20 protein-coding genes are annotated in these 20,329 nt (G+C 71.0%); 15 read left to right on the top strand and 5 right to left on the bottom strand.

The features are described from left to right. Positions 1–119 precede the first annotated feature (119 nt). Together PH203_RS20180 and PH203_RS20175 are read right to left on the bottom strand one after the other, a co-directional pair. On the bottom strand, positions 120–1,679 hold the full coding sequence (locus PH203_RS20180) for a glycosyl hydrolase 53 family protein (RefSeq protein ID WP_289921563.1): 1,560 nt from the start codon (positions 1,677–1,679) through the stop codon (positions 120–122). 203 nt (positions 1,680–1,882) lie between these two features. Further along, positions 1,883–3,904 carry a beta-galactosidase gene (locus PH203_RS20175; protein WP_289921561.1) on the bottom strand — a complete coding sequence of 674 codons (2,022 nt, stop codon included), beginning with the start codon at positions 3,902–3,904 and terminating at the stop codon, positions 1,883–1,885. Positions 3,905–4,087: 183 nt separating this feature from the next. On the opposite strand from PH203_RS20175, the gene PH203_RS20170 reads away from it, so the two are divergent. The 6 genes from PH203_RS20170 to PH203_RS20145 all read left to right on the top strand — a co-directional run bounded on the left by PH203_RS20170 (position 4,088) and on the right by PH203_RS20145 (position 9,150). Continuing rightward, the gene (locus PH203_RS20170; RefSeq protein WP_289921560.1) at positions 4,088–5,407 is read left to right on the top strand and encodes an extracellular solute-binding protein; all 1,320 of its coding nucleotides are present in this window, start codon (positions 4,088–4,090) and stop codon (positions 5,405–5,407) included. Continuing rightward, a complete protein-coding gene (locus PH203_RS20165) occupies positions 5,404–6,327 on the top strand; it encodes a sugar ABC transporter permease (protein ID WP_289921559.1) in 924 nt (307 codons plus the stop codon). The genes PH203_RS20170 and PH203_RS20165 overlap by 4 nt, the downstream gene beginning before the upstream one ends. Continuing rightward, complete coding sequence (locus PH203_RS20160; protein ID WP_289921558.1) at positions 6,324–7,229, top strand: carbohydrate ABC transporter permease; 906 nt, start codon at positions 6,324–6,326, stop codon at positions 7,227–7,229. The genes PH203_RS20165 and PH203_RS20160 overlap by 4 nt, the downstream gene beginning before the upstream one ends. After that, complete coding sequence (locus tag PH203_RS20155; RefSeq protein WP_289921556.1) at positions 7,226–8,257, top strand: LacI family DNA-binding transcriptional regulator; 1,032 nt, start codon at positions 7,226–7,228, stop codon at positions 8,255–8,257. Before PH203_RS20160 ends, PH203_RS20155 begins: the two co-directional genes overlap by 4 nt. Before the next feature lie 108 nt (positions 8,258–8,365). Further along, positions 8,366–8,710 carry a glyoxalase gene (locus PH203_RS20150; RefSeq protein WP_289921555.1) on the top strand — a complete coding sequence of 115 codons (345 nt, stop codon included), beginning with the start codon at positions 8,366–8,368 and terminating at the stop codon, positions 8,708–8,710. A 50-nt stretch (positions 8,711–8,760) separates the two neighbouring features. Then, a complete protein-coding gene (locus tag PH203_RS20145) occupies positions 8,761–9,150 on the top strand; it encodes a MarR family transcriptional regulator (protein WP_289921554.1) in 390 nt (129 codons plus the stop codon). 57 nt (positions 9,151–9,207) lie between these two features. Here the strand turns inward: PH203_RS20145 and PH203_RS20140 are convergent, their stop codons facing one another. Both PH203_RS20140 and PH203_RS20135 read right to left on the bottom strand, forming a co-directional pair. Continuing rightward, entirely contained in the window at positions 9,208–9,345 is a 138-nt protein-coding gene (locus PH203_RS20140) for a hypothetical protein (RefSeq protein WP_289921553.1), read from the bottom strand. A gap of 202 nt (positions 9,346–9,547) precedes the next feature. Further along, positions 9,548–10,399, bottom strand: coding sequence for a LysR family transcriptional regulator (locus PH203_RS20135; RefSeq protein WP_289921552.1), 852 nt, complete (start codon positions 10,397–10,399; stop codon positions 9,548–9,550). A gap of 327 nt (positions 10,400–10,726) precedes the next feature. Here PH203_RS20135 and PH203_RS20130 point away from each other — a divergent pair, with 327 nt between their 5' ends. Genes PH203_RS20130 through PH203_RS20090 form a run of 9 tightly spaced genes read left to right on the top strand, consistent with a single transcriptional unit; the run spans position 10,727 to position 19,486 of the window. Then, the gene (locus PH203_RS20130) at positions 10,727–11,416 is read left to right on the top strand and encodes a lysophospholipase (RefSeq protein ID WP_289921550.1); all 690 of its coding nucleotides are present in this window, start codon (positions 10,727–10,729) and stop codon (positions 11,414–11,416) included. Beyond that, complete coding sequence (locus PH203_RS20125) at positions 11,413–12,252, top strand: sulfurtransferase (RefSeq protein ID WP_289921549.1); 840 nt, start codon at positions 11,413–11,415, stop codon at positions 12,250–12,252. The genes PH203_RS20130 and PH203_RS20125 overlap by 4 nt, the downstream gene beginning before the upstream one ends. Next, positions 12,249–13,106 (top strand): ABC transporter permease, encoded by an 858-nt coding sequence (locus tag PH203_RS20120; protein WP_289921548.1) that lies wholly within the window; start codon positions 12,249–12,251, stop codon positions 13,104–13,106. Before PH203_RS20125 ends, PH203_RS20120 begins: the two co-directional genes overlap by 4 nt. Before the next feature lie 2 nt (positions 13,107–13,108). Next, the gene (locus tag PH203_RS20115) at positions 13,109–13,855 is read left to right on the top strand and encodes an ABC transporter ATP-binding protein (RefSeq protein WP_289921547.1); all 747 of its coding nucleotides are present in this window, start codon (positions 13,109–13,111) and stop codon (positions 13,853–13,855) included. Beyond that, positions 13,852–14,820: an ABC transporter substrate-binding protein gene (locus PH203_RS20110; RefSeq protein ID WP_289921546.1), complete on the top strand. Its 969-nt coding sequence runs from the start codon at positions 13,852–13,854 to the stop codon at positions 14,818–14,820. Before PH203_RS20115 ends, PH203_RS20110 begins: the two co-directional genes overlap by 4 nt. Positions 14,821–14,843: 23 nt before the next feature. Continuing rightward, positions 14,844–15,941 (top strand): LLM class flavin-dependent oxidoreductase, encoded by a 1,098-nt coding sequence (locus PH203_RS20105; protein ID WP_289921545.1) that lies wholly within the window; start codon positions 14,844–14,846, stop codon positions 15,939–15,941. A 10-nt stretch (positions 15,942–15,951) separates the two neighbouring features. Further along, entirely contained in the window at positions 15,952–16,950 is a 999-nt protein-coding gene (locus tag PH203_RS20100; protein ID WP_289921544.1) for an ABC transporter substrate-binding protein, read from the top strand. Between the two features lie 20 nt (positions 16,951–16,970). Continuing rightward, positions 16,971–18,113, top strand: a complete 1,143-nt coding sequence (locus PH203_RS20095) for an acyl-CoA dehydrogenase family protein (protein WP_289921543.1) — start codon at positions 16,971–16,973, stop codon at positions 18,111–18,113. Next, on the top strand, positions 18,110–19,486 hold the full coding sequence (locus PH203_RS20090) for an FAD-linked oxidase C-terminal domain-containing protein (RefSeq protein WP_289921542.1): 1,377 nt from the start codon (positions 18,110–18,112) through the stop codon (positions 19,484–19,486). Before PH203_RS20095 ends, PH203_RS20090 begins: the two co-directional genes overlap by 4 nt. A 340-nt stretch (positions 19,487–19,826) precedes the next feature. On the opposite strand, the gene PH203_RS20085 is transcribed toward PH203_RS20090, so the two are convergent. Next, positions 19,827–20,234, bottom strand: a complete 408-nt coding sequence (locus PH203_RS20085) for an SseB family protein (protein ID WP_289921541.1) — start codon at positions 20,232–20,234, stop codon at positions 19,827–19,829. Positions 20,235–20,329: the final 95 nt, after the last annotated feature.

Below are 20,329 nucleotides of genomic sequence, written 5' to 3'. Positions count from 1 at the left end.
TGTCCGACACCGAACGGACCTGCGGGGAACGCCCGTGTGCTTCTGCAGGCGATCCCACATGACCGGCCGCACAGGGCCCGGCCGCACGATCGCGGCCGGGCCCCTCTCCCCGGACGGGACTACCGGTGGCTGAACCACGCCGTCGCCGGCAGCGCCCTGTCGTCGTAGCCGAACAGGGCCTGGTTCTCCCAGCCGTTGCCGGAGGAGGCGTCGGCCGGGTCCCAGCCGTTGCCGGTGACCGCGGTCCAGGTCGACTCCCAGTAGAAGACGCCGAGACCACGGCCGTTCGGCACGGCCTCCACGATGCTCGCGATGTCGTTCATCCACCGGGTCTGACCGGCCGTGGTGGCGGGATAGCCGGAGACCAGTTCGCTGGTGAGGTCGATGATGTTCTCGAACGAGTCGTCGCTGTCGAGACGGAAGGGGTACGCCGTCTCGGCGACGAACACCGGCTTGCCGTAGCGGGCGGCCGCGTCGTCCAGGGTCGTCTGGAAGTCGGCGAGCGAACCGTGCCAGTAGCCGTAGTAGGACAGGCCGATGACGTCGAACTTCACGCCGCCTGCCACCGCGTTGTCGAACCACCAGCGGGTGCCGGTCAGATCGCCGCCCTTGGCGAGGTGCAGCGCGACCCGGGTGGAGGAGCTGACCGCCTTGACCGCGTCGTATCCGGAGTTGAGCAGACCGGCGAGCTGCGGCCAGTTGTCGGTCGAGCCCGCCGGCCACAGCATGCCGCCGTTGATCTCGTTGCCCACCTGGACCATGTCGGCCGTGGTGCCCTGCGCCTTGAGGGCGTTGAGGACGTCGTAGGTGTGGTTGTAGACGTCCGTCTTCAACTGGCTGTAGCTGTGGCCCGACCACGCGGACGGCACGCTCTGCGCACCCGGGTCGGCCCAGGTGTCGGAGTAGTGGAAGTCGACCAGCAGCTTCATGCCCTGCGCCTTGATGCGCTTGGCCAGCGCCAGGACCTGGGTCTTGCCGTTGTAGCCGTCGGCCGCGTTGACCCAGACCTTCACACGCGCGTAGTTCTGCCCCGCGGACTTCAGGATCGCGAGCGCGTCACCGGTCGTGCCGGAACCGGTCTTGTAGACACCGCCCTTGGCCTCGCTCTTGGCGAGCGACGAGACGTCGGAGCCCTTGATGACCGTACCGCCGGTGCCGGAGGCGAAGGTCAGGTCGTCGACGTTGATCCAGTTGCCCGCGTTCGCATCGCTGTTGATGCTGATCGTGCACTGGTTGTTGGTGACGCTGACCGGTACGACGATACGGACCCACCCGCTCGCGGAGACCGGGATGCCGGTGCGCTGCTCGGTGCCGCCGCAGTTCTTCAGGGCTATGTAGGCGGAGTTCTGGCCGCCGCCGGAACGGACCCAGGCGGTGAGCTTGTAGTTGCCGTTGGTCAGCCCGGACAGGTACTGGTACGTCTCCACCTTGTAGGCGGAGGACGCGTAGTGGCTGAGGCGGTAACTGCCGCCGTGGCCACCGGACTCGGTGTACGAGGCGGCGGTCGTGCCGTACTCGGACCAGCCGGCGGGGGCGGCCACGCCCGCGCCGTCGGACTCGAAGCCGCCGTTGGTCAGTGTGCTCGCCGCCCGGGCGGTCTGCGCGGGCAGGGCGGTGAGGGCGAGCCCCGCGGTGAGCGGGAGGAGCAGGGCTCGCAGGGTGCGTCTGGGATGGAACATCGTCGTCCGTCGTCCCTTCGACAAATGGGGTCGGGGGTGCCCTCGCCGGTGACGGCGAAGGAGGCCCCTCCGCCCGCGGCTCGCGGCTCGCACGGGCGGAGGGGAGTCGTTGCGGCGGGTCGTCCGAGGCGGCCCCACCGGTCGGCCGTCCGGATCCGGCGACCCGAACGGCCCCTGCGCAGGCCTTTGTCCGGCCCGCCGGTTCAGCCGTCGAGTCGTACGACCCTGACGGCACCCGCCGGGACCTCCAGGCGGCCCGCGGCGCGTTCGCCGGTCAGCAGCTCGGTGCCCGCGGCCTCCAGCGGGACCTTCGCGTCGGACGCGGTGTGGTTGACGGCGAAGAGGTACGTGCCCGACTCGCCGGCGCGGCGCACCACCTCCACGTCGCGCGGCAGGTCGACACGCGCAGCGACCTGCGCGTCCTCGATCGCCCAGCCGAGCAGCGCGTCGAGGCCCTCGGCGCCGAGCCGGGTGGAGACGTACCAGGCGGTGCCCTCGCCGAGGCGGTGCCGGGTGACCGCCGGCTGCCCCGCGGTCAGCCCGTCGGCGTAGGTCCAGACGGTCTCGGCGCCGCGCGGGACGACGAACTCGGTCCACACGTCACCGCTGAGCTCGGAGCCGTCGGGGCCGGTGATGCGCACGCTCTCGCCCTGGAGCAGCGGGGAGAACTCCTCGACGGTCAGGCCGAGCACGTCCCGCAGCGCGCCCGGACAGGCGCCCTCGTGCACGGCGTCGTGCTCGTCGACGATCCCGGAGAAGAAGGAGACGACGAGAGTGCCGCCGTTCTCCACGTACTGCTCGAGGTTGTTCCCGGCCTTCTCGGTCATCAGGTACAGCGCGGGCACGACGACAAGGGGATACCTCGACAAGTCGCTTTCGGGGTGGGCGAAGTCGACCGTGAGGTGCCGGTCGTACAGCGCCTCGTAGAAGGCGTCGGCGCGCTCGCGCGGGTCGTGGTCCTCGCTGGGGCGCCAGGCGAGGTTCTGCGCCCACCAGGAGTGCCAGTCCCACAGGACGGCCACGTCGGCCTCGGTGCGGGTGCCGCGCAGGGCGCTCAACGAGTCGAGCGACGCGCCCAGTTCGACGACCTCGTGCCACACCCGCGTGTCCGTGCCGCCGTGCGGGACCATCGCCGAGTGGAACTTCTCGGCACCGCGCCGGGACTGCCGCCACTGGAAGAACATGGCGCCCTCCGAGCCGCGCGCCACATGGGAGAGGGAGTTCCGCGCCATCTGCCCGGGGGCCTTGGCGGGGTTGCGGGCCTGCCAGTTGACGCCCGAGGTGGAGTGCTCCAGGAGGATCCAGGGCGCTCCCCCGGCGACCGAGCGGGTGAGGTCGGCGGCCATCGCGAGGTTCACATGGGTGCGGCGGCCGTCGGTGATCAGGTAGTGGTCGTTGGTGACGATGTCGACCTCACGGCCCCAGGCCCAGTAGTCGACGGAGTCGCACTGACTGAGGGCGGTCATGAAGTTGGTCGTCACCGGAACGCCGGGCGCGAGGCGGTGCAGGATGTCCCGCTCCATACGGAAGTTCTCGCGCATGGTGGCGTCGGCGAACCGCTTGTAGTCCAGCGCCTGGGCCGGGTTGCCGACCGTCGGGGCCAGGCGCGGCGGGTTGATGTCCTCGAAGTCCGCGTACCGCTGGCCCCAGAAGGCCGTGCCCCAGGCCTCGTTGACGGCTTCGACCGTCTCGTACGCCGACTCCAGCCAGCGGCGGAAGTGGGCGGCGCAGCTGTCGCAGTAGCAGGCGGAGACGGGGACGCCGTACTCGTTGTGCACGTGCCACATCGCGAGCGCCGGGTGGTCGGCGTAGCGCTCGGCGAGCTTGGTGGTGATGTCGGCGGCGGCCGCGCGGTAGTCGGCGTTGCTGTGGCAGATCGCGCCGCGGGAGCCGAACTCGTAGCGCACGCCCTCCGCCGTCACCGGCAGGGCCTCGGGGTGGGCCCGGTAGAACCAGACCGGCGGCACCACGGTGGGGGTGCCGAGGTCGACGCGGATGCCGTTGTCGTGGAGCAGATCGAGCAGACGGTCCAGCCAGCCGAAGTCGTGGACCCCGCGTGCGGGCTCCAGGAGCGCCCAGGAGAAGATTCCGACACTCACCATGGTGACGCCGGCCTCGCGCATCAGCCGGACGTCTTCGTGCCAGACGCTTTCCGGCCACTGCTCGGGGTTGTAGTCCCCGCCGAAGGCGAGCCTGGTGAGGCCCCTGGGGGTGGCTTCCGGCATGGATTTCTCCCGTTGAGTCGATCATTTGGGAACGTTCACACACTCGATCAGCGGTGCGAGCCCAACATAACCGCACAGCCACAACCATTGACAAGTGTCCGTGATGTTTCTCTACTGTGAACGCTCACAGACGCATGGCAGGCCTTCCGCAGCAGGCGGGGGCCCAGGTCAGGGGAGAGATCCATGCCCATCACGAAGCGCAGCCGCCTCGTGGCTTCCACTATCGCCGTCGCCCTCGGCGCCACCGCCCTCGCCGCCTGCGGCTCGTCCGACAGCGACAGCGAGGCCGATTCCGGTCCCGTCTCGCTCACGTACTGGACCTGGACGCCGGGCATGGACAAGGTCGTCGACCTCTGGAACAAGGGCCAGGGCAAGAAGGACCGGATCACGGTCACGGTGAAGAAGCAGGCCTCCGGCGACACGCTGATCACCAAGATCCTCACCGCGCACAAGGCCGGCAAGGCGCCCGACCTGGTCCAGGCCGAGTACCAGGCGCTGCCGACGCTGGTCAGCAATGACGCCCTCGCCGACATCGCGGGCAGGGTCGGCGACGCGAAGAGCAGGTTCGCCGAGGGCGTCTGGCAGCAGACCACGCTCGGCACGGACGCCGTATACGCGGTGCCGCAGGACATCGGCCCGATGATGTTCTACTACCGCGAGGACCTCTTCAAGAAGTACGGCCTGACCGTCCCCACCACCTGGGACGAGTTCGCCGAGACGGCCCGCGCGCTGAAGAAGAAGTCCCCCGGCACGGACCTGACGACCTTCTCCGCCAACGACTCCGGCCTCTTCGCGGGCCTGGCCCAGCAGGCCGGCGCGAAGTGGTGGACCACCGAGGGCGACAAGTGGAAGGTCGGCATCGACGACGCGGCCACCAAGAAGGTCGCCGACTTCTGGGGCGGCCTCGTCAAGGAGGGCGCCGTCGACAACCAGCCGATGTACACCCCGGCCTGGAACAAGGCGCTGAACACCGGCAAGCAGATCGCCTGGGTCTCCGCCGTGTGGGCGCCGGGCACGCTGACCACCGCCGCACCCGACACCAAGGGCAAGTGGGCCATGGCTCCGCTCCCCCAGTGGACCGCGGGCGAGAACAGGACCGGCAGCTGGGGCGGCTCCTCCACCGCCGTCACCACGGACTCCGAGCACCAGGAGGCCGCCGCCAAGTTCGCCGCCTGGCTGAACACCGACGACGCCGCCCTGACGGCCCTCGCGAAGGAGAGCGGCATCTACCCGGCCGCCACCAACGCCCAGACGTCCGGCGCCTTCGCCCAGTCGCCGGAGTACTTCTCGAACCAGGCCGACTTCTACACCAAGGCCGCGGAGATCGCGAAGACCACGGCTCCCTCCGCCTGGGGCCCGAACGTGAACGTCGCCTACACCTCCTTCAAGGACGCGTTCGGGGCCGCCGCGAAGAGCAAGTCGGACTTCGGCGCCGCCCTGGACAAGATGCAGGACGACACCGTCGCCGACCTCAAGAAGCAGGGCTTCGGGGTCTCCGAGTGACGAGCGCACGCCGGAAGCCGTACGGGGTCAAGGGGGCCCCGTATGCCTTCCTCATCCCCGCCACGGCCCTCTTCGCGCTGTTCTTCGCGCTGCCCATCGGGTACGCGGTCTGGCTCAGCTTCCGCAAGGTGCACGTCTCCGGGCTCGGCCTGGGGAAGGGTGCTCGTGAGGAGGTCTGGGCGGGTCTTGAGAACTACACCGACGCCCTCACCGACAGCGAGCTGATCCACGGTGCGCTGCGTGTCCTCGGGTACGGCTGCATCGTCGTCCCGGTGATGCTGGGGCTCGCCCTGCTGTTCGCGCTGATGCTCGACTCGGACAAGGTGCGGTTCACCTCGTTCACCCGGCTCGCGATCTTCCTGCCGTACGCCATCCCCGGCGTCGTGGCGGCCATGCTGTGGGGCTTCCTGTACCTGCCGGACGTCAGCCCGTTCTACTTCGTGCTGGAGAAGCTGGGCCTGCCGCAGCCGGATCTGCTGGACGGCGGTCCGCTGTATCTCGCCCTGTCGAACATCGCGATCTGGGGCGGCACCGGCTTCAACATGATCGTCATCTATACCTCGCTGCAGGCCATCCCGGTCGAGGTGTACGAGGCGGCGAAGCTGGACGGCGCGACCCCGACGCAGATCGCACTGAGGATCAAGATCCCGATGGTGGGGCCCTCGCTGGTGCTGACCTTCTTCTTCTCGATCATCGCCACGCTCCAGGTGTACAACGAGCCGACCACCCTCAAGCCCCTCACCAACTCGGTGTCCACGACCTGGAGCCCGTTGATGAAGGTGTACCGGGACGCGTTCGGTACCAACGACATCTACGCGGCGGCCGCCCAGGCCGTGATCATCGCGCTCGCCACACTGCTGCTGTCCTTCGGGTTCCTGCGGGCCGCGAACCGTCGCCAGAAGCAGGAGGCAGCACGATGAGCGCTCTTGCCGTTCGCAAGACCGGCCCGTCCGCGGGCACCACGCCCGGCACGGCCCAGGGTCCGCCGCGGCGCCGCCGCTTCGGTCTCGTCCCGACGGTGACGCTGCTGATCGGCGCCCTGTACACGCTGCTGCCGGTGGCGTGGGTGGTGATCGCGTCCACCAAGTCCGGCACCGAACTGTTCTCCACCTTCACGTTCCTGCCGGGCACGGGTTTCACCGAGAACCTGGGGGACCTCAACGCCTACCGTGACGGCGTCTACTGGGAGTGGATGGGCAACTCGGCCTTCTACGCCGGTGTCGGCGCCCTGCTGTCGACGATCGTCTCGGCGTTCAGCGGATACGCGCTGGCGGTCTACCGCTTCCGCGGCCGCGAGACGATGTTCAACGTCCTGCTCGCGGGCGTGCTGATGCCGCCGGTCATCCTCGCCGTCCCGCAGTACCTGCTGCTGGCCCAGGCGGACCTCACCGACTCCTATCTGTCGGTGCTGCTGCCGCAGATCCTCTCGCCGTACGGTGTCTACCTCGCCCGTGTCTACGCCCAGGCCGCGGTGCCCGCCGACGTGGTCGAGGCCGGGCGGATGGACGGCGCGAGCGAGTGGCGGATCTTCAGCCGGGTCGCGCTGCCGATGATGATGCCCGGCATGGTGACGGTGTTCCTCTTCCAGTTCGTGGCGATCTGGAACAACTTCCTGTTGCCGTACATCATGTTGAGCGACGACGAGAAGTTCCCGATCACGCTCGGTCTGTACACGCTCCTCGAGCAGGGCGCCAACACCCCGGCCCTGTACACCCTGGTGATCACCGGCGCCTTCCTCGCGGTGTTTCCGCTGATCGCGCTCTTCCTGGTCATCCAGCGGTTCTGGAGCCTCGATCTGCTCTCCGGGGCCGTAAAGTCATGACCATGAGCAACACGGGGGCCCGGCGCAGACCGCCGACGATCCACGACGTGGCCCGCGAGGCCGGGGTCTCACGGGGGACGGTCTCGCGCGTCCTCAACGGCGGGCACTACGTCAGCCCGGCCGCCCAGGACGCGGTCAACGCCGCGATCAAGAAGACGGGTTACGTCGTCAACCGGCACGCCCGTTCGCTGATCACCGGGCGCTCGGACTCCATCGGCTTCCTGCTGACGGAGCCTCAGGAGCGGTTCTTCGAGGACCCCAACTTCAACGTCCTGCTGCGGGGCTGCACCCAGGCGCTGGCCGCGCACGACATCCCGCTGCTGCTGATGCTGGCGGGCACCAAGGACGAACGCCGGCGCATAACGCGGTACATCACCGCCGGTCATGTCGACGGGGTGCTGCTGGTCTCCAGCCACTCCGCCGACCCGGTCGCCAAGGAACTGCACGAGGCGGGCGTGCCGCTCGTCCAGTGCGGCAAGCCCATGGGGCCCGGCACCAAGGTGAGTTACGTGGCCGCGGACGACCGGGACGGCGCCCGTGACATGGTGCGCCATCTGCTGTCGCTGGGCCGTCGCCGGATCGGCGTCGTGACCGGTCCGCTGGACTCCCCGGGCGGCGTGGACCGTCTCGCCGGCTACAAGGAGGTGCTCACGGAGGCGGGCTTCGAGATCGACGAGCGGCTCATCGTCTCCGGCGACTACAGCCGGGCCAGTGGTCAGGCGGGCGCCGAGCAACTGCTCGCCCAGGCCCCGGACATGGACGCGGTGTTCGTCGCGTCCGACCTGATGGCGCAAGGTGTGCTGGCGGCGCTGGAGCAGGCCGGGCGGCGGGTGCCGCAGGACATCGCCGTCGGCGGCTTCGACGACTCGGCGGCCGCTCTCGCCGCCCGTCCCCAGCTGACCACCGTCCGGCAGCCCTACGACCGCATCAGCGCCGAGATGGTCCGCGTCCTCCTGGCCCAGATCGGGGGCGAGGACCCGGCCGCGGTGATCCTCCCGACGGAACTGGTCAAGCGCGACTCGACCTGACGGGGGCGGTCGGCGGCCCGGCAAGCGGTCAGGATCGGAGAAGCCGGGGCCCACTCCCCCGTCCTACGGTGAAACCACCGACACAGGAACTCATGGAGGAGACCGGAGATGACCGCCGGACTGAACACCATCATCTACCCCGTCAAGGACATCGCCCGGGCGAAGGTCCTGTTCAGCGCGCTGCTGGAGACCGAGCCCTACGCGGACGAGCCCTACTACGTCGGCTTCAAGGACGCCGGCCAGGACGTGGGCCTCGACCCCAACGGGCACTCCCGGGGCATGACCGGCCCGGTCCCCTACTGGCACGTCACCGACATCCGGGCCCGCCTCGCCGCGCTGCTCGACGCGGGTGCCGAGCTGCTCCAGGACGTCACGGACGTCGGCGGCGGCAAGCTGATCGCCTCCGTGAAGGACGCGGACGGCAATCTCGTCGGGATCACCCAGGACAGCTGAGCCTCACCGCCCGCCGACCGGTGTCGATGCACGCGCATTAACATTCAGGTATGGCAGTGAACGCGGCCGGCGCCCGGCTCGAAGAACAGTGGCGGGACATCCTGGCGGTGCATGCGCGCACGATGTGCGAGATCGACCGGGTGCTGCACCCGCACGGGCTCGGGGCGAGCGACTTCGAGGTGCTCGACATCCTCGCCGCCGAGGCGCCCGCGGAGGGCGATCTGTGCCGGGTGCAGAACCTGGTCGGCCGGGTCCATCTCAGTCAGAGCGCGCTGTCCCGGCTCATCGGCCGGCTGGAGAAGGACGGCCTGGTGGAGCGCTCGGTGTGCATGGAGGACCGGCGCGGGGTGTGGGTGGCGCTGACCCGCAAGGGGCGCGATCTGCACGCCGAGGTGCTGCCGATCCAGCGGGACGCGCTGGAGCGCATGCTCAACGGCTGAGTGCCGTCATCTCCCCCTGGGCTCCCGCTGCGCCCTCCCACCTCTTGCCTGGCGCCCTCAGTTCCTGGCGTGGATCCGGAAGACGGGATGGTCGGCGGGGTCCGGGAGTGCGGTGAACACCTCGGAGACCGTCGGCATCCCGCCGTGCTTCTCCCGGTAGGCCGCCATCAGCTCCGGACGCTCCTCCTCGGTCACCTCTTCGGCCGCGATCTCCTCGGTCCGGCCACGACGGTTCGCCGCCCCTCGGGGGCTGCGCGCAGATTGAGCGCCCGGTCGCTGAGGCCGCGGTAGGAGACGAGGTAGCGCTCCCCCTCGTGCTCCAGTACCGCGACGGGCACTGTCGGACGCGCGCAGAATGCGAACGTAGCCCCGGGAAGCCGGATCCGGGACCACCGCGTCACGGCCGCAGCAGCTCCCGTACGGCGCTGAAGGCGGCCTCCGCCGTCGCCGGGTCCGCGCCCGGGCGGGCCAGGGCGCTCATCGGGATCGGGGTGACCGAGGGCAGGTCCTCGTAGGGGGTCAGTCCGTCGGGGGCGGGGCCTACCGCGGCGAGGAGGGCGACGCCCTGGCCGGTGCGGGCGATGTCGAGGACGCCCGCGAGGTAGCCGGCGTCGCCGACGACCGTGGCGGGGACGCCGTGTTCGGCGAGCGTGGCGATGGCCCGGCGGCGTATCGCGCACGGGTCCTCGATGGCGACCAGCGGTACGGGAGAGGGCGCGACGGGCCGCTCCCAGCCGGGGACCGCGTGCCAGGTGAGCGGGAGTCCGCCGACGGGTGTGCCCTCGGTGGCGGCCGCCTCGGTGACGTACACCGCGACGTCGACGCTGCCGCGCTCGACGGCCTCGACGAGCCGGGCGGAGCGGTCGATGCGGAAGCGGACCCGGCAGCCGGGGCGCACGGCCTGGACGGCAGCGGTCAGCCGGGGCAGGAACTGGTCGGCGGCGTGCTCGGTGGAGCCCACGGTGACGGTGTCGCCGTCCGGGCCGAGCAGGGTGCGTACGGCCTCGTCGTGGACGGCCAGGACCCGCCGGGCCTGTTCCAGCAGCAGCCGTCCCTCGGGGGTGAACCGGGTGCCGCGTCCCTCCCGCTCGACCACCGGGCGTCCCAGCGTCTTCTCCAGCTTGCGGACGTGCTGGCTGACCGCGGACTGGCTGAGGGAGAGCGCCTGCGCGGCCCGGTGGAAGCCGCCGCAGTCGGCCACCGCGGTCAGACTGCGCAGGGCCACGATGTCGAGCACGGGTCGGGACATGCCGAGACAGTAACCGCTCGGCACGATCGATCGCGATCCCTGATCGGTTTCGATGCGGAATCATCGTTGGACGTGGTCGGTCACCGGCGGTCATGATGGGCGCATGTTGCACGCGACCGCTTCCGCTGCCCTTCTGACGCAGCGCCGAGTCATCGACTTCGGCGTGGCGTGCAGCGCGCGTTGTCGCTGATCCTCCCCGCGGTGCCAGGCCACTGTTCCGGCTGAGCACGCATTCCCCGGCTGACACGTGACAGCCCCGTCCCTGTGCCCTTTCGGGCTGCCTTTCCCCTGCCCTTTTCTCTGCCCTGATACGGGAGTTGCCCCCTCATGTCCTCTTCCTTCTCCTGGGACGAACCCGAAGGTCTCGCCGCGCGCGGCACGCTGATCGTGCTGGCCGGGCGGGGCGAACACGGGGGCGTGTACGAGCGGTTCGGCCGCCGGCTCGGCTTCGACGCCTACCGGGTGCGCGCCCTCGGCGACCCCACGGCCGATCCGGCCGTGCTCGACGAGGCGGCCAAGCTGCTCGCCGACGAGTCCCTGCCCGGCCCGAAGGTACTGATCGGCTCGGACACCGGCGCCCGCTACGCGGCCCACCTGGCCGAGGAAGCCGACGCGCTGATCCTCGTCGGTCTCCCCACTTCGCCCTGGGCGTCCGGGAGTTGGGAGGAGGAGATCGAGGCCCGCACCGCCTGCCCCACCCACCAGGGCCGCCTCGCCGCCGACCCGGACTTCCGGCGCGGCGCACTGGACTCGGCCCCGGCTCTGCCCGCCCTGCGCCTCGACCAGGTGAACGTCCCGGTGCTGGCCCTGCACGGCTCCGACGACACGGTGAGCCCGCTGGAGACGGTGCGCGAGGTCTACGCCGGCTCGGACGTACGGCTCGTGACCTTCGACGGCGGCCGCCACGACGTGCTCAACGACGCCCTGCACCGCACGGCCGCCGCCACGGTCGTGCTCTTCCTGGAGCGGCTGCGGCTGTCCCCGTCGCTGCCGGTGATCGCGGAGGAGTCGGCATGAGCGTCACGACCACGGTGAGCGAACTGCGCGACCTGCTGGACTCCGACGAACCCCCGGTCGTCCTCGACGTCCGCTGGGCGCTGGGCGATCCGCACGGCCACGAGCACTATGCCGAGGGGCACATCCCCGGCGCGGTCTACGTCGATCTGGACCGTGAGCTGGCGGCACCGCCGAGTGCGGCGGGCGGTCGGCATCCGCTGCCGTCGCTCGACGATGTGCAGGCCGCGGCCCGCAGGTGGGGTGTGCGTGCGGGCCGACCGGTCGTCGTCCACGACGACTTGGGCAACACCGCCGCCGCCCGGGCCTGGTGGCTGCTGCGCCGTGCCGGTGTCTCCGGGGTGACGCTGCTCGACGGGGCGCTCGGTGCCTGGCGTGCGGCCGGATTGCCGCTGGAGTCGGGGCTGCCTCCCGAGCCGGAGCCCGGGGACATCGTCCTGGCGGACGGCGGACTCGGGGTCACGGACGCCGACGGCGCCGCCGAACTGGCCGCCTCCGGACTGCTGCTGGACGCGCGGGCCGCCGAGCGGTACCGGGGCGAGGTGGAGCCCGTCGATCCCCGGGCGGGCCACATCCCGGGGGCGGTGTCCGCGCCGACCGGCGAGAACCTCGCGGCGGACGGGACGTTCCTTCCGGCCGATGCGCTGCGCAAACGGTTCGAGGAGAAGGGCGCCGGACCGGCCACGCGGATCGGCGTGTACTGCGGCTCCGGCGTCACCGCCGCCCATCAGATCGCCGCGCTGGAGATCGCCGGTTTTGACGCCGTTCTCTTCCCGGGCTCCTGGTCCGCCTGGTCCTCGGATCCGTCCCGCCCGGCCGCGAGGGGAGATCAGCCATGACGGCCTCGCCGGCCGCGGCGGTCCTGGCCGAACAGGCGCCCACCCGTGTCACCATCCGCGGCACCGCGGCCAGGAAGAGCCGTGGCTTCTCCGTCCCGCGTTCCGTACGCCGGGCCGCGGGCCCTGTGGGCCTTGTGCTCCTGTGGTTCCTGACCTCGGCCACCGGGCTCCTGCCCGAGTCCGTCCTGGCCTCCCCCGTCGACGTGCTCAAGCAGGCCGTCGAGCTCACCAAGAACGGTGAACTCCCCAGCGCCGTCGCCGCGTCGGGCCGCCGTGCCGCCACCGGGTTCCTGATCGGCGCGACCGTCGCCCTCACCCTGTCCCTGCTGGCCGGCCTCTTCCGGCTCGGCGAGGACGTCATCGACTCCTCGATGGGCATGTTCCGCGCGATCCCGTGGGTGGGTCTGATCCCGCTGTTCATCGTCTGGTTCGGCATCGAGGAGACGCCGAAGATCGCGCTGGTCGCGCTCGGTGTGACGTACCCGCTCTACTTCAACATCTACGGCGGTATCCGCTCGACGGACGCCCAACTCGTCGAGGCCGCACGGATGATGGGGCTGGGCCGGCTCGGACTCATCAAGTACGTGATCCTGCCGAGCGCGCTGCCCGGGGCACTCGTGGGGCTCCGGTACGCGCTGTCCACCGCCTGGCTCGCTCTGGTCTTCGCCGAGCAGATCAACGCGGACGCGGGGCTCGGCTATCTGATGAGCAACGCCCAGCAGTACTTCCGCACGGACGTCATCGTGCTCTGCCTCGTCGTGTACGCGCTCCTCGGCCTGGCCTGCGACTTCGCCGTACGGATCCTGTCACGCCGCCTGCTGACGTGGCGGGCCAACTTCGAGGGCGAGGCCTAGAGATGCCCAACAGTGTGGAGATACGGGGGCTTTCGCGGGCCTTCGACGGCAACACCGTCCTGCACGAGCTCGATCTCGACATCCGGGAGGGCGAGTTCGTGGCTCTGCTCGGGCACAGCGGCTGCGGCAAGTCGACACTGCTGCGCATCCTCGCCGGGCTCGACGAGGAGATCGGCGGCGAGGTGACCGTACCCGCCCGGCGCAGTGCCGCGTTCCAGTCGCCGCGGCTGCTGCCCTGGCTGAAGGTGTGGCGCAATGTCGTCCTCGGGCTGCCCGGCCGCCCCGACAGGGCGCTGGCGCTCAAGGCGCTCGACGAGGTCGGCATCCAGGACCGGGCGGCCGTCTGGCCCAAGACGCTCTCCGGGGGTCAGGCCCAGCGCGTCTCGCTCGCCCGCGCCCTGGTCCGCGAGCCCGAACTGCTGCTTCTGGACGAGCCGTTCGGCGCTCTCGACGCCCTGACCCGGGGCAGGGTGCAGCAGCTGGTCGCCGAGCTGTGGCGGCGGCACGGCTGCGCGATCCTCCTGGTCACCCATGACGTGGAGGAGGCACTGCTGCTCGCCGACCGGGTGCTGGTGATGGACGAGGGCCGTATCGCCCATGAGCTGACCGTCGAGCTGCCCCGCCCCCGCGATCTGACCGCCTCCGAGTTCGTGACCCTGCGCGCCCGCCTCCTGGACTGGCTCGGCGTGACCCACACCCACGCCCCCGCCGACACCCAGGCCCCCGCTCTGGAAGGAATCCCCTCGTGATCCGCAGAATCGCAGCCGCCGCACTGAGCCTGACCTCCCTGCTGGCGCTGACCGCCTGCGGCGCGGACTCCTCCGCGGAGAGCTCCTCCTCGGGGCAGGTCACGCTCACCGTCGGCGACCAGGCCAAGACCCTCCAGACGATCGTCGCCGCCTCGGACGCCCTGAAGGGCGCGAAGTACAAGGTGAAGTGGGCCGAGTTCGAGGGTGCGGCCCCGCTCTACCAGGCCGTCCAGGCGGGCGCCGCCGACACCGGCTACTCCGCCGATCTGCCGGCGCTCCAGGCGCTCAGCGGCGGCGTGAAGATCAAGAACGTGGCCGCGCTGAAGAACGACGGCACCCATGTGGGCATCGTCGTCCGCAAGGACTCCGGCATCGACGGCGTGCAGGACCTCAAGGGCCGGAAGGTCGTGGTGTCCTCGGCCAAGGGCAGTGTCTCGGAGTATCTGCTGGCCAACGCGCTGAAGCAGAACGGGCTCAGCTACAAGGACGTCCAGGTCCAGTACCTGCTGCCGACCGACGCCCAGGCCGCGTTCGCCTCCGGGAAGATCCAGGCCTGGGCGATCTTCGGGGTCTACCAGGCGGTGGCACTGGAGCAGGGCGGCAAGCTCCTCGTCGACGGTGCCGACGGCCGGGTCAGCGGCATCGGATTCATCAACGCCTCCGAGAAGGCCCTAGCCGACTCCGGGAAGAAGGCCGCGCTCTCGGACTTCCTCAAGCGTCTCGGCACGGCCCTGAAGTGGACCAGCACCCACCAGGACGCCTATGCCGACGCCATCCAGGAGCGCAGCGGCGCCGACGCCTCCGTGGCGAAGACGCTCGCCTCGGCGGCGTACAGCCAGGTCCTGCCCATCACCGACGACGTCAACACGACCGTCCAGGGCGTCGCCGACCTCATGAACGGCATCGGTGTCCTGGACCCGAACGTCGACGTGGCGAAGTCGGCCGACACGTCCCTGCTCAAGTGACCTTCTTTCAGAGGGAGTTGCTCATGCCCGTCGAATTCATCAGCGCCGTCCACACCGACGCCGGAGCCTCGGGGCCCGCCGCCGGCCGGACCGGCCTCGACACCGACCATCTGCGCAAATACGCCCGCGCTCTGGACGACGGCGGCTTCGACCACACGCTGGTCGCCTATCACTCGGCGTCCCCGGACGCCTTCCAGATCGCCCAGTTCGTCGCCACGCACACCGAGCGGATCCGCCCGATCCTCGCCCACCGGCCGGGAGTCATCTTCCCGACCCACGCGGCCCGCGCGCTGGCCACCCTCGACCAGATCAGCAAGGGCCGGCTGACCCTGCACATCATCTCCGGGGGCAGCGACGAGGAGCAGCGCCGGGAGGGCGACTACCTCGACAAGGCGGAGCGCTACGAGCGTTCGGACGAGTACATCCAGATCCTCAGGAAGGTGTGGCAGGCCGACGGGCCGGTCTCGCACGAGGGCACGTACTTCAGGTTCGAGGGCTATTACTCGGACGTGAAGCCCGTGAACGGGCTGGTGCCGATCTCCGTCGGCGGCTCCTCGCGGGACGCCTACCGGGTCGGCGGCCGGCAGGGCGACATCTTCGGTCTCTGGGGCGAGCCGCTGAAGGAGACCGCCGAGCAGATCGCCGCCGTGAACGCCGTCGCCGATGCCGCCGGGCGCCCCCGTCCCCGTATCTGGGTGTCGTTCCGGCCGATCATCGCGCCCACCGAGGAACTGGCCTGGGAGAAGGCGCACCGCACCCTGGGCGTCCTCAAGGACCAGGCGAGGAACACCGAGTTGCTCCGCCACTACCGCACCACCGGCCGGCCGGCCAACGTCGGCTCCCAGCGGCTCCTCGACATCGCCGAGCGCGGCGAGGTCCACGACCGCTGCCTGTGGACCGCGCCCGCGGTCGCCACCAACGCCGCCGGTGCCTCGACCGCGCTGGTCGGCACCCCCGAGACGGTCGCGAAGGCGCTGCTCGACTACGTCGACATCGGCTGTGACCTGCTGTCGATCCGCGGCTACGACCCGCTGAACGACGCGATCGACTACGCCCGTCACATCCTGCCCCTGGTCCGGCAGGAACTCGCCCACCGCGCCACCACCACCCACGCAGCCTGATGGAGTCCCCGTGTTGTTCCGCCGTACCCTGCGCTCGTCCGCCGCCCTGATCGCCCTGTTCCTGCCGTTCGCCACGGCCTGCGGGGGCGACGCCGAGGCCGACTCCCCTGCCGACGTCACCCTCAGGGTCGGTTCCACCGGCTGGAAGTCGGAGGAAGCCGTACTGAAGTACGCGGGCCTCGACGACACCCCCTACAAGGTGAAGTGGAGCCTCTTCCAGGGCGGTGACCAGCAGCTTCAGGCCATCCGCGCCGGGGCCCTGGACCTCGCGTCCTCCAGCGAGATCCCGCCGGTCTTCGCCGCCGCCGACGGCGCCCCGAACTTCAAGGTGGTCGCCGTGCAGCGCGGCGCCACGCTCAACCAGGAGGTCGTCGTCCCCAAGGGTTCGAAGGTGACCGACATCGCCGGGCTGAAGGGCAGGAAGGTCGGTTACGTCCAGAACACCACCGCCCACTACTTCCTCTACGAGCTGCTGAAGCGGGCGGGCCTGAAGTGGTCCGACATCGATGCCAAGCCGCTGCTCCCCAACGACGGTCTGGCCGCCCTCAACGGCGGCAGCATCGACGCCTTCGCCTCCTACGGCACCTCGATCATCACCGCCCACCAACAGGGAGCGACGACCATCGGCTCGGGCAAGGACATCCTGTCGGGCAACTTCCTCTGGTCGGCCCGCGACAGCGTGCTGGGGAGCCCCGAGGAGAAGGCGGCGGCAGCCGATCTGATCGCCCGGATCACCAAGGCGTACGCCTACGTCCGTGACGGGCACCTGGACGGCTTCGCCAAGGTCACCGCCGACGCCACCCACCAGCCGCTCGCCCAGGCGAAGAAGGACCTGGCAGCCGCCCAGGCCCAGCGCCCGACCCGGGCCAGGACCGTCGGCGACGACACCATCGCCTCCCAGCAGAAGGTGGCCGACGTGTTCACCGAACTCGGCGCGCTGAAGTCGGAGTTGGACGTGAAGTCGTTCTGGAGCACCGCACTCGACGCCGACCTGGAAAAGGCCCTGTGAGCCGCCCCGGAGAAGGTCCCGTGACCGACCGCATCGCCGAACTCGCCGCCCGCCACGACCGGTCGGGGACCTTCCCCGCCGAGTCCCTGCGGCTCGCACACGAGGCCGGACTGCTCACCGCGACCATCGGGGAGCGGTACGGCGGTCAGGGCGCCGGTGTCGAGGAGACCGCGCGCATCCTGCACCGGCTCGGACAGGGCGACCCCTCCGTCGCCCTGATCGCGGCGATGACGCTGACCAGCCACGCCCGGCAGGCGGCGCAACCGCACTGGCCCGAGGAGTTGTACGCGCGCGTGGTCAAGGAGTCCTTCGCACGCCCCGTACTCATCAACCACGCGCGCGTGGAGCCCGACCTCGGCTCCCCCGCGCGAGGGGGACTGCCCGCCACCCGGGCCCGGCGCACCGCCGACGGCTGGGCGGTCAGCGGCACCAAGCGGTTCGTGACCGGCGCGGAGGGGCTCGACTGGTTCCTGGTGTGGGCGACGACCGACGAACCGGAGCCACGCGTGGGCACGTTCCTCGTCCCCGGCGGCTCGCCCGGCATCGAGATCGCCGGCAACTGGGACCAGTTGGGACTGCGGGCGAGCGGCAGCCACGACGTGACCTTCGACGAGGTGCGGATCCCGTACGAGCAGGTCATCGGCCTCGGTCCGTACGGTCCTGCCTCCGAGCAGGACAACCGGGCGGGCGCGGCGCTCCATCTCCCGCTGGCCGCGCTCTACCTGGGGGTGGCACGGGCCGCGCAGTCCTCCTTCCACACCTTCGCCCACACGCGCGTGCCCGCCAATCTCGGGCATCCGGTGGCTCGTACGGAACGTTTCCGGCGGACCGCCGGGGAGATCGAGGTGCTGCTCGCCGCGGCCGAGCAGCTGGTGTTCGACGGGGCCGCCAGGCTCGACGCGGGCGACACGTCGTACCCGCCGGAGCAGGCGCTCGGCGCGCGGGTGCTGGCCGACCGGCACGGGGTACGGGCCGTCGAGCTGGCCGTGCGGCTGCTGGGGAACCCGGGGCTGGCCCGGGGCAATCCGCTGGAGCGGCACTTCCGGGACATCCAGTGCGCGCCCGTGCACGCGCCCCAGGAGGACATCTCGCTGCTCGCCATCGGCACGACAGCACTCGCCCGGTCCACCCCGTCCGACGCACCGAAGGCACTCGCCCCATGACCGCGGCCCCGGAGACCACCGTCTCCGCCCAGCTCCTCGGGCTCCTCGCCCGCGACCTCCCGCCGGACCGGCTCACCACCGACCCGGCCGTGCTCCTCGCCCATGCGACCGACCGCTCCGGTGCCGCACCCGACGGCGAGCCCCTCGTCGTCGTCCACGCCCGCCGGACGGAGGACGTGACCGTGACCCTCCGGCACGCGCATGCGCTCGGTGTCCCCGTGGTACCGCGCGGGGCGGGCACCGGGCTGTCCGGCGGGGCGACCGCGGGCGACGGCTCCCTCGTCCTGGACCTCTCCGGGATGAACCGCATCCTGGAACTCTCGGCCGACGACCAGCTCGCCGTCGTCGAACCCGGGGTGATCACCGCCGAGCTGGACCGTGCGGCCGGTGCGCACGGCCTGCGCTACGCGCCCGACCCCGCGAGTGCCGCCCTCTCCACGATCGGCGGGAACATCGCGACCAACGCGGGCGGGCTGCGGTGCGCCAAGTACGGGGTGACCCGGGACAGTGTGCTCGGGCTGGAGGCGGTGCTGGCCGACGGGACGGTGGTGCGCACGGGCCGCCGTACGGTCAAAGGCGTCACGGGATACGACCTCACGGCCCTGCTCACCGGTTCGGAGGGCACGCTCGCGGTCATCACCTCGGCCACACTGCGGCTGCGGCCCGTTCCGGTGGCGACCGCCACGCTCGCCGCGTACTTCGCCACGTTCGAGGCGGCGGCGGAGGCGTCGCAGGCCATCGGCCGGGCCGGTGTCGAGCCCGCGCTGGCGGAGCTGGTCGACGGGCCCGTGCTGCACGCCGTCGATCCGGCGCTGCGGGAGCGGGGCGCGGCGCTGCTGGTGGTGCAGTGCGACGGAGCGGGGGCGGCGGTCGAGGCGGAGGCGGTCGCGCGGCTCCTCGAACCCCTGGCCGTCACCGTCGAGACGACCCAGGACCCGGCCGAGGCCGAGGCCCTGCTGGCGGCCCGGCGTGGCGCCCTGCCCGCACTGGAGCGACTGGGCCGGCCGTTGATCGAGGACATCGCGGTCCCGCGCTCCCGGCTGGCCGAAGCCGTGCGGGAGATTCGCGGGATCTCCGCCCGCCATGACGTGCCGGTCTTCACCATCGCCCACGCGGCGGACGGCAATCTGCACCCGATCATCGTGGTGGACCCGTCCCTCGACCGGCTGCCGGACGCGGCCTGGGAGGCGGCCGGGGAGATCTTCGCACTGGCGCTGCGGCTGGGCGGGACGCTGACCGGCGAGCACGGGGTGGGGACGCTGAAGCGGCAGTGGGTGGCCGATGAACTCGGCCCCGCCGCGCACGGGTTGCAACGGCGGCTGAAGGACGTGTTCGATCCCCGCGGGATCCTCAATCCCGGGAAGAGCCTGTGAGAACCCGTCGGAGGGGGAGACGGGAGCGGTTTCGGGAGACTCCGTCGCAGACACTGCGGGCCGCGTGAGGGAATCCGCCACGACCCGCCGCGATCTGCCGTGAGCCGCCACGTTCCGCCGCGTTTTGCGGACAGACTCCGCGCATCCCGGAGCGACAGACCGGCCACGGGGCCCTATCTTCGGGGCACGGCGATCGTGGACGTCCGGGACGAGCGGAGTCGGCGCCGCTCGACCCGGACGTCGGCGTGAACCCTGGGTACGGGAGCGGCAGTCCGCCTGTGCCCTCGGGGCCCGGTCGCTCCCCCTCCGTGAGATCACGGTGACCGGGCCCCGACCCTGTTCAGCCGTGCGGCCGGCCCAGCAGCGTCCGCACCCCCTCCGAGGTGAGCGTCAGCGGATGCTCGGACGCGGCGTCTATCGTCAGCGCCAGTTCGTCCGTCGGCCACTCCGAGGCGAGCGCGCCCAGCGGCACCAGCCGGTAGCGGGAGACATAGGGCAGCAGTCCGGCCAGCTCGGACTCCGAGGTGAACACGGGCACCACCGGAGCGCCGCCGGGCTGCTCGATCACGGGCAGCGCGACCGCGGTGGGGTCGGCGGCGTCCGCGTCGCTGGCGTCGTCGGGCACGGGCACGAGCACGTCGCTGCTGGCGAGCGTGTCCAGCGCCGCCATGTCCTCGGTGTTCTCGGCGAGTGCGTCGAGCGCCCGCCTGGCCGGGGTGGCGGAGTTGTCGTTCGCGGGTGTCTGCATGGCAATCCCCTGATAGCGGCGGTCGTGCGGGGCTCGCTGGGCCCCGGTGCGGCCCTGAGCGCGTACCCGATCGGGACGGGAGCATTCCCGCGGGT

Source organism: Streptomyces sp. S.PB5, assembly GCF_030403745.1.
GTDB lineage: Bacteria > Actinomycetota > Actinomycetes > Streptomycetales > Streptomycetaceae > Streptomyces.
The sequence above is the reverse complement of the archived record's forward strand: the minus strand, read 5'-3'. Positions and strand labels throughout refer to the sequence as shown.

What these genes read in the sequence shown, in the direction of transcription:
- PH203_RS20160 (WP_289921558.1), top strand. Translation starts at nt 6,324, where the DNA reads ATGAGCGCTCTTGCCGTTCGCAAGACCGGCCCGTCCGCGGGCACCACG.
- PH203_RS20170 (WP_289921560.1), top strand. Translation starts at nt 4,088, where the DNA reads ATGCCCATCACGAAGCGCAGCCGCCTCGTGGCTTCCACTATCGCCGTC.
- PH203_RS20115 (WP_289921547.1), top strand. Translation starts at nt 13,109, where the DNA reads ATGCCCAACAGTGTGGAGATACGGGGGCTTTCGCGGGCCTTCGACGGC.
- PH203_RS20155 (WP_289921556.1), top strand. Translation starts at nt 7,226, where the DNA reads ATGACCATGAGCAACACGGGGGCCCGGCGCAGACCGCCGACGATCCAC.
- PH203_RS20145 (WP_289921554.1), top strand. Translation starts at nt 8,761, where the DNA reads ATGGCAGTGAACGCGGCCGGCGCCCGGCTCGAAGAACAGTGGCGGGAC.
- PH203_RS20130 (WP_289921550.1), top strand. Translation starts at nt 10,727, where the DNA reads ATGTCCTCTTCCTTCTCCTGGGACGAACCCGAAGGTCTCGCCGCGCGC.
- PH203_RS20175 (WP_289921561.1), bottom strand. Translation starts at nt 3,904, where the DNA reads ATGCCGGAAGCCACCCCCAGGGGCCTCACCAGGCTCGCCTTCGGCGGG.
- PH203_RS20125 (WP_289921549.1), top strand. Translation starts at nt 11,413, where the DNA reads ATGAGCGTCACGACCACGGTGAGCGAACTGCGCGACCTGCTGGACTCC.
- PH203_RS20105 (WP_289921545.1), top strand. Translation starts at nt 14,844, where the DNA reads ATGCCCGTCGAATTCATCAGCGCCGTCCACACCGACGCCGGAGCCTCG.
- PH203_RS20135 (WP_289921552.1), bottom strand. Translation starts at nt 10,399, where the DNA reads ATGTCCCGACCCGTGCTCGACATCGTGGCCCTGCGCAGTCTGACCGCG.
- PH203_RS20150 (WP_289921555.1), top strand. Translation starts at nt 8,366, where the DNA reads ATGACCGCCGGACTGAACACCATCATCTACCCCGTCAAGGACATCGCC.
- PH203_RS20085 (WP_289921541.1), bottom strand. Translation starts at nt 20,234, where the DNA reads ATGCAGACACCCGCGAACGACAACTCCGCCACCCCGGCCAGGCGGGCG.
- PH203_RS20120 (WP_289921548.1), top strand. Translation starts at nt 12,249, where the DNA reads ATGACGGCCTCGCCGGCCGCGGCGGTCCTGGCCGAACAGGCGCCCACC.
- PH203_RS20180 (WP_289921563.1), bottom strand. Translation starts at nt 1,679, where the DNA reads ATGTTCCATCCCAGACGCACCCTGCGAGCCCTGCTCCTCCCGCTCACC.
- PH203_RS20090 (WP_289921542.1), top strand. Translation starts at nt 18,110, where the DNA reads ATGACCGCGGCCCCGGAGACCACCGTCTCCGCCCAGCTCCTCGGGCTC.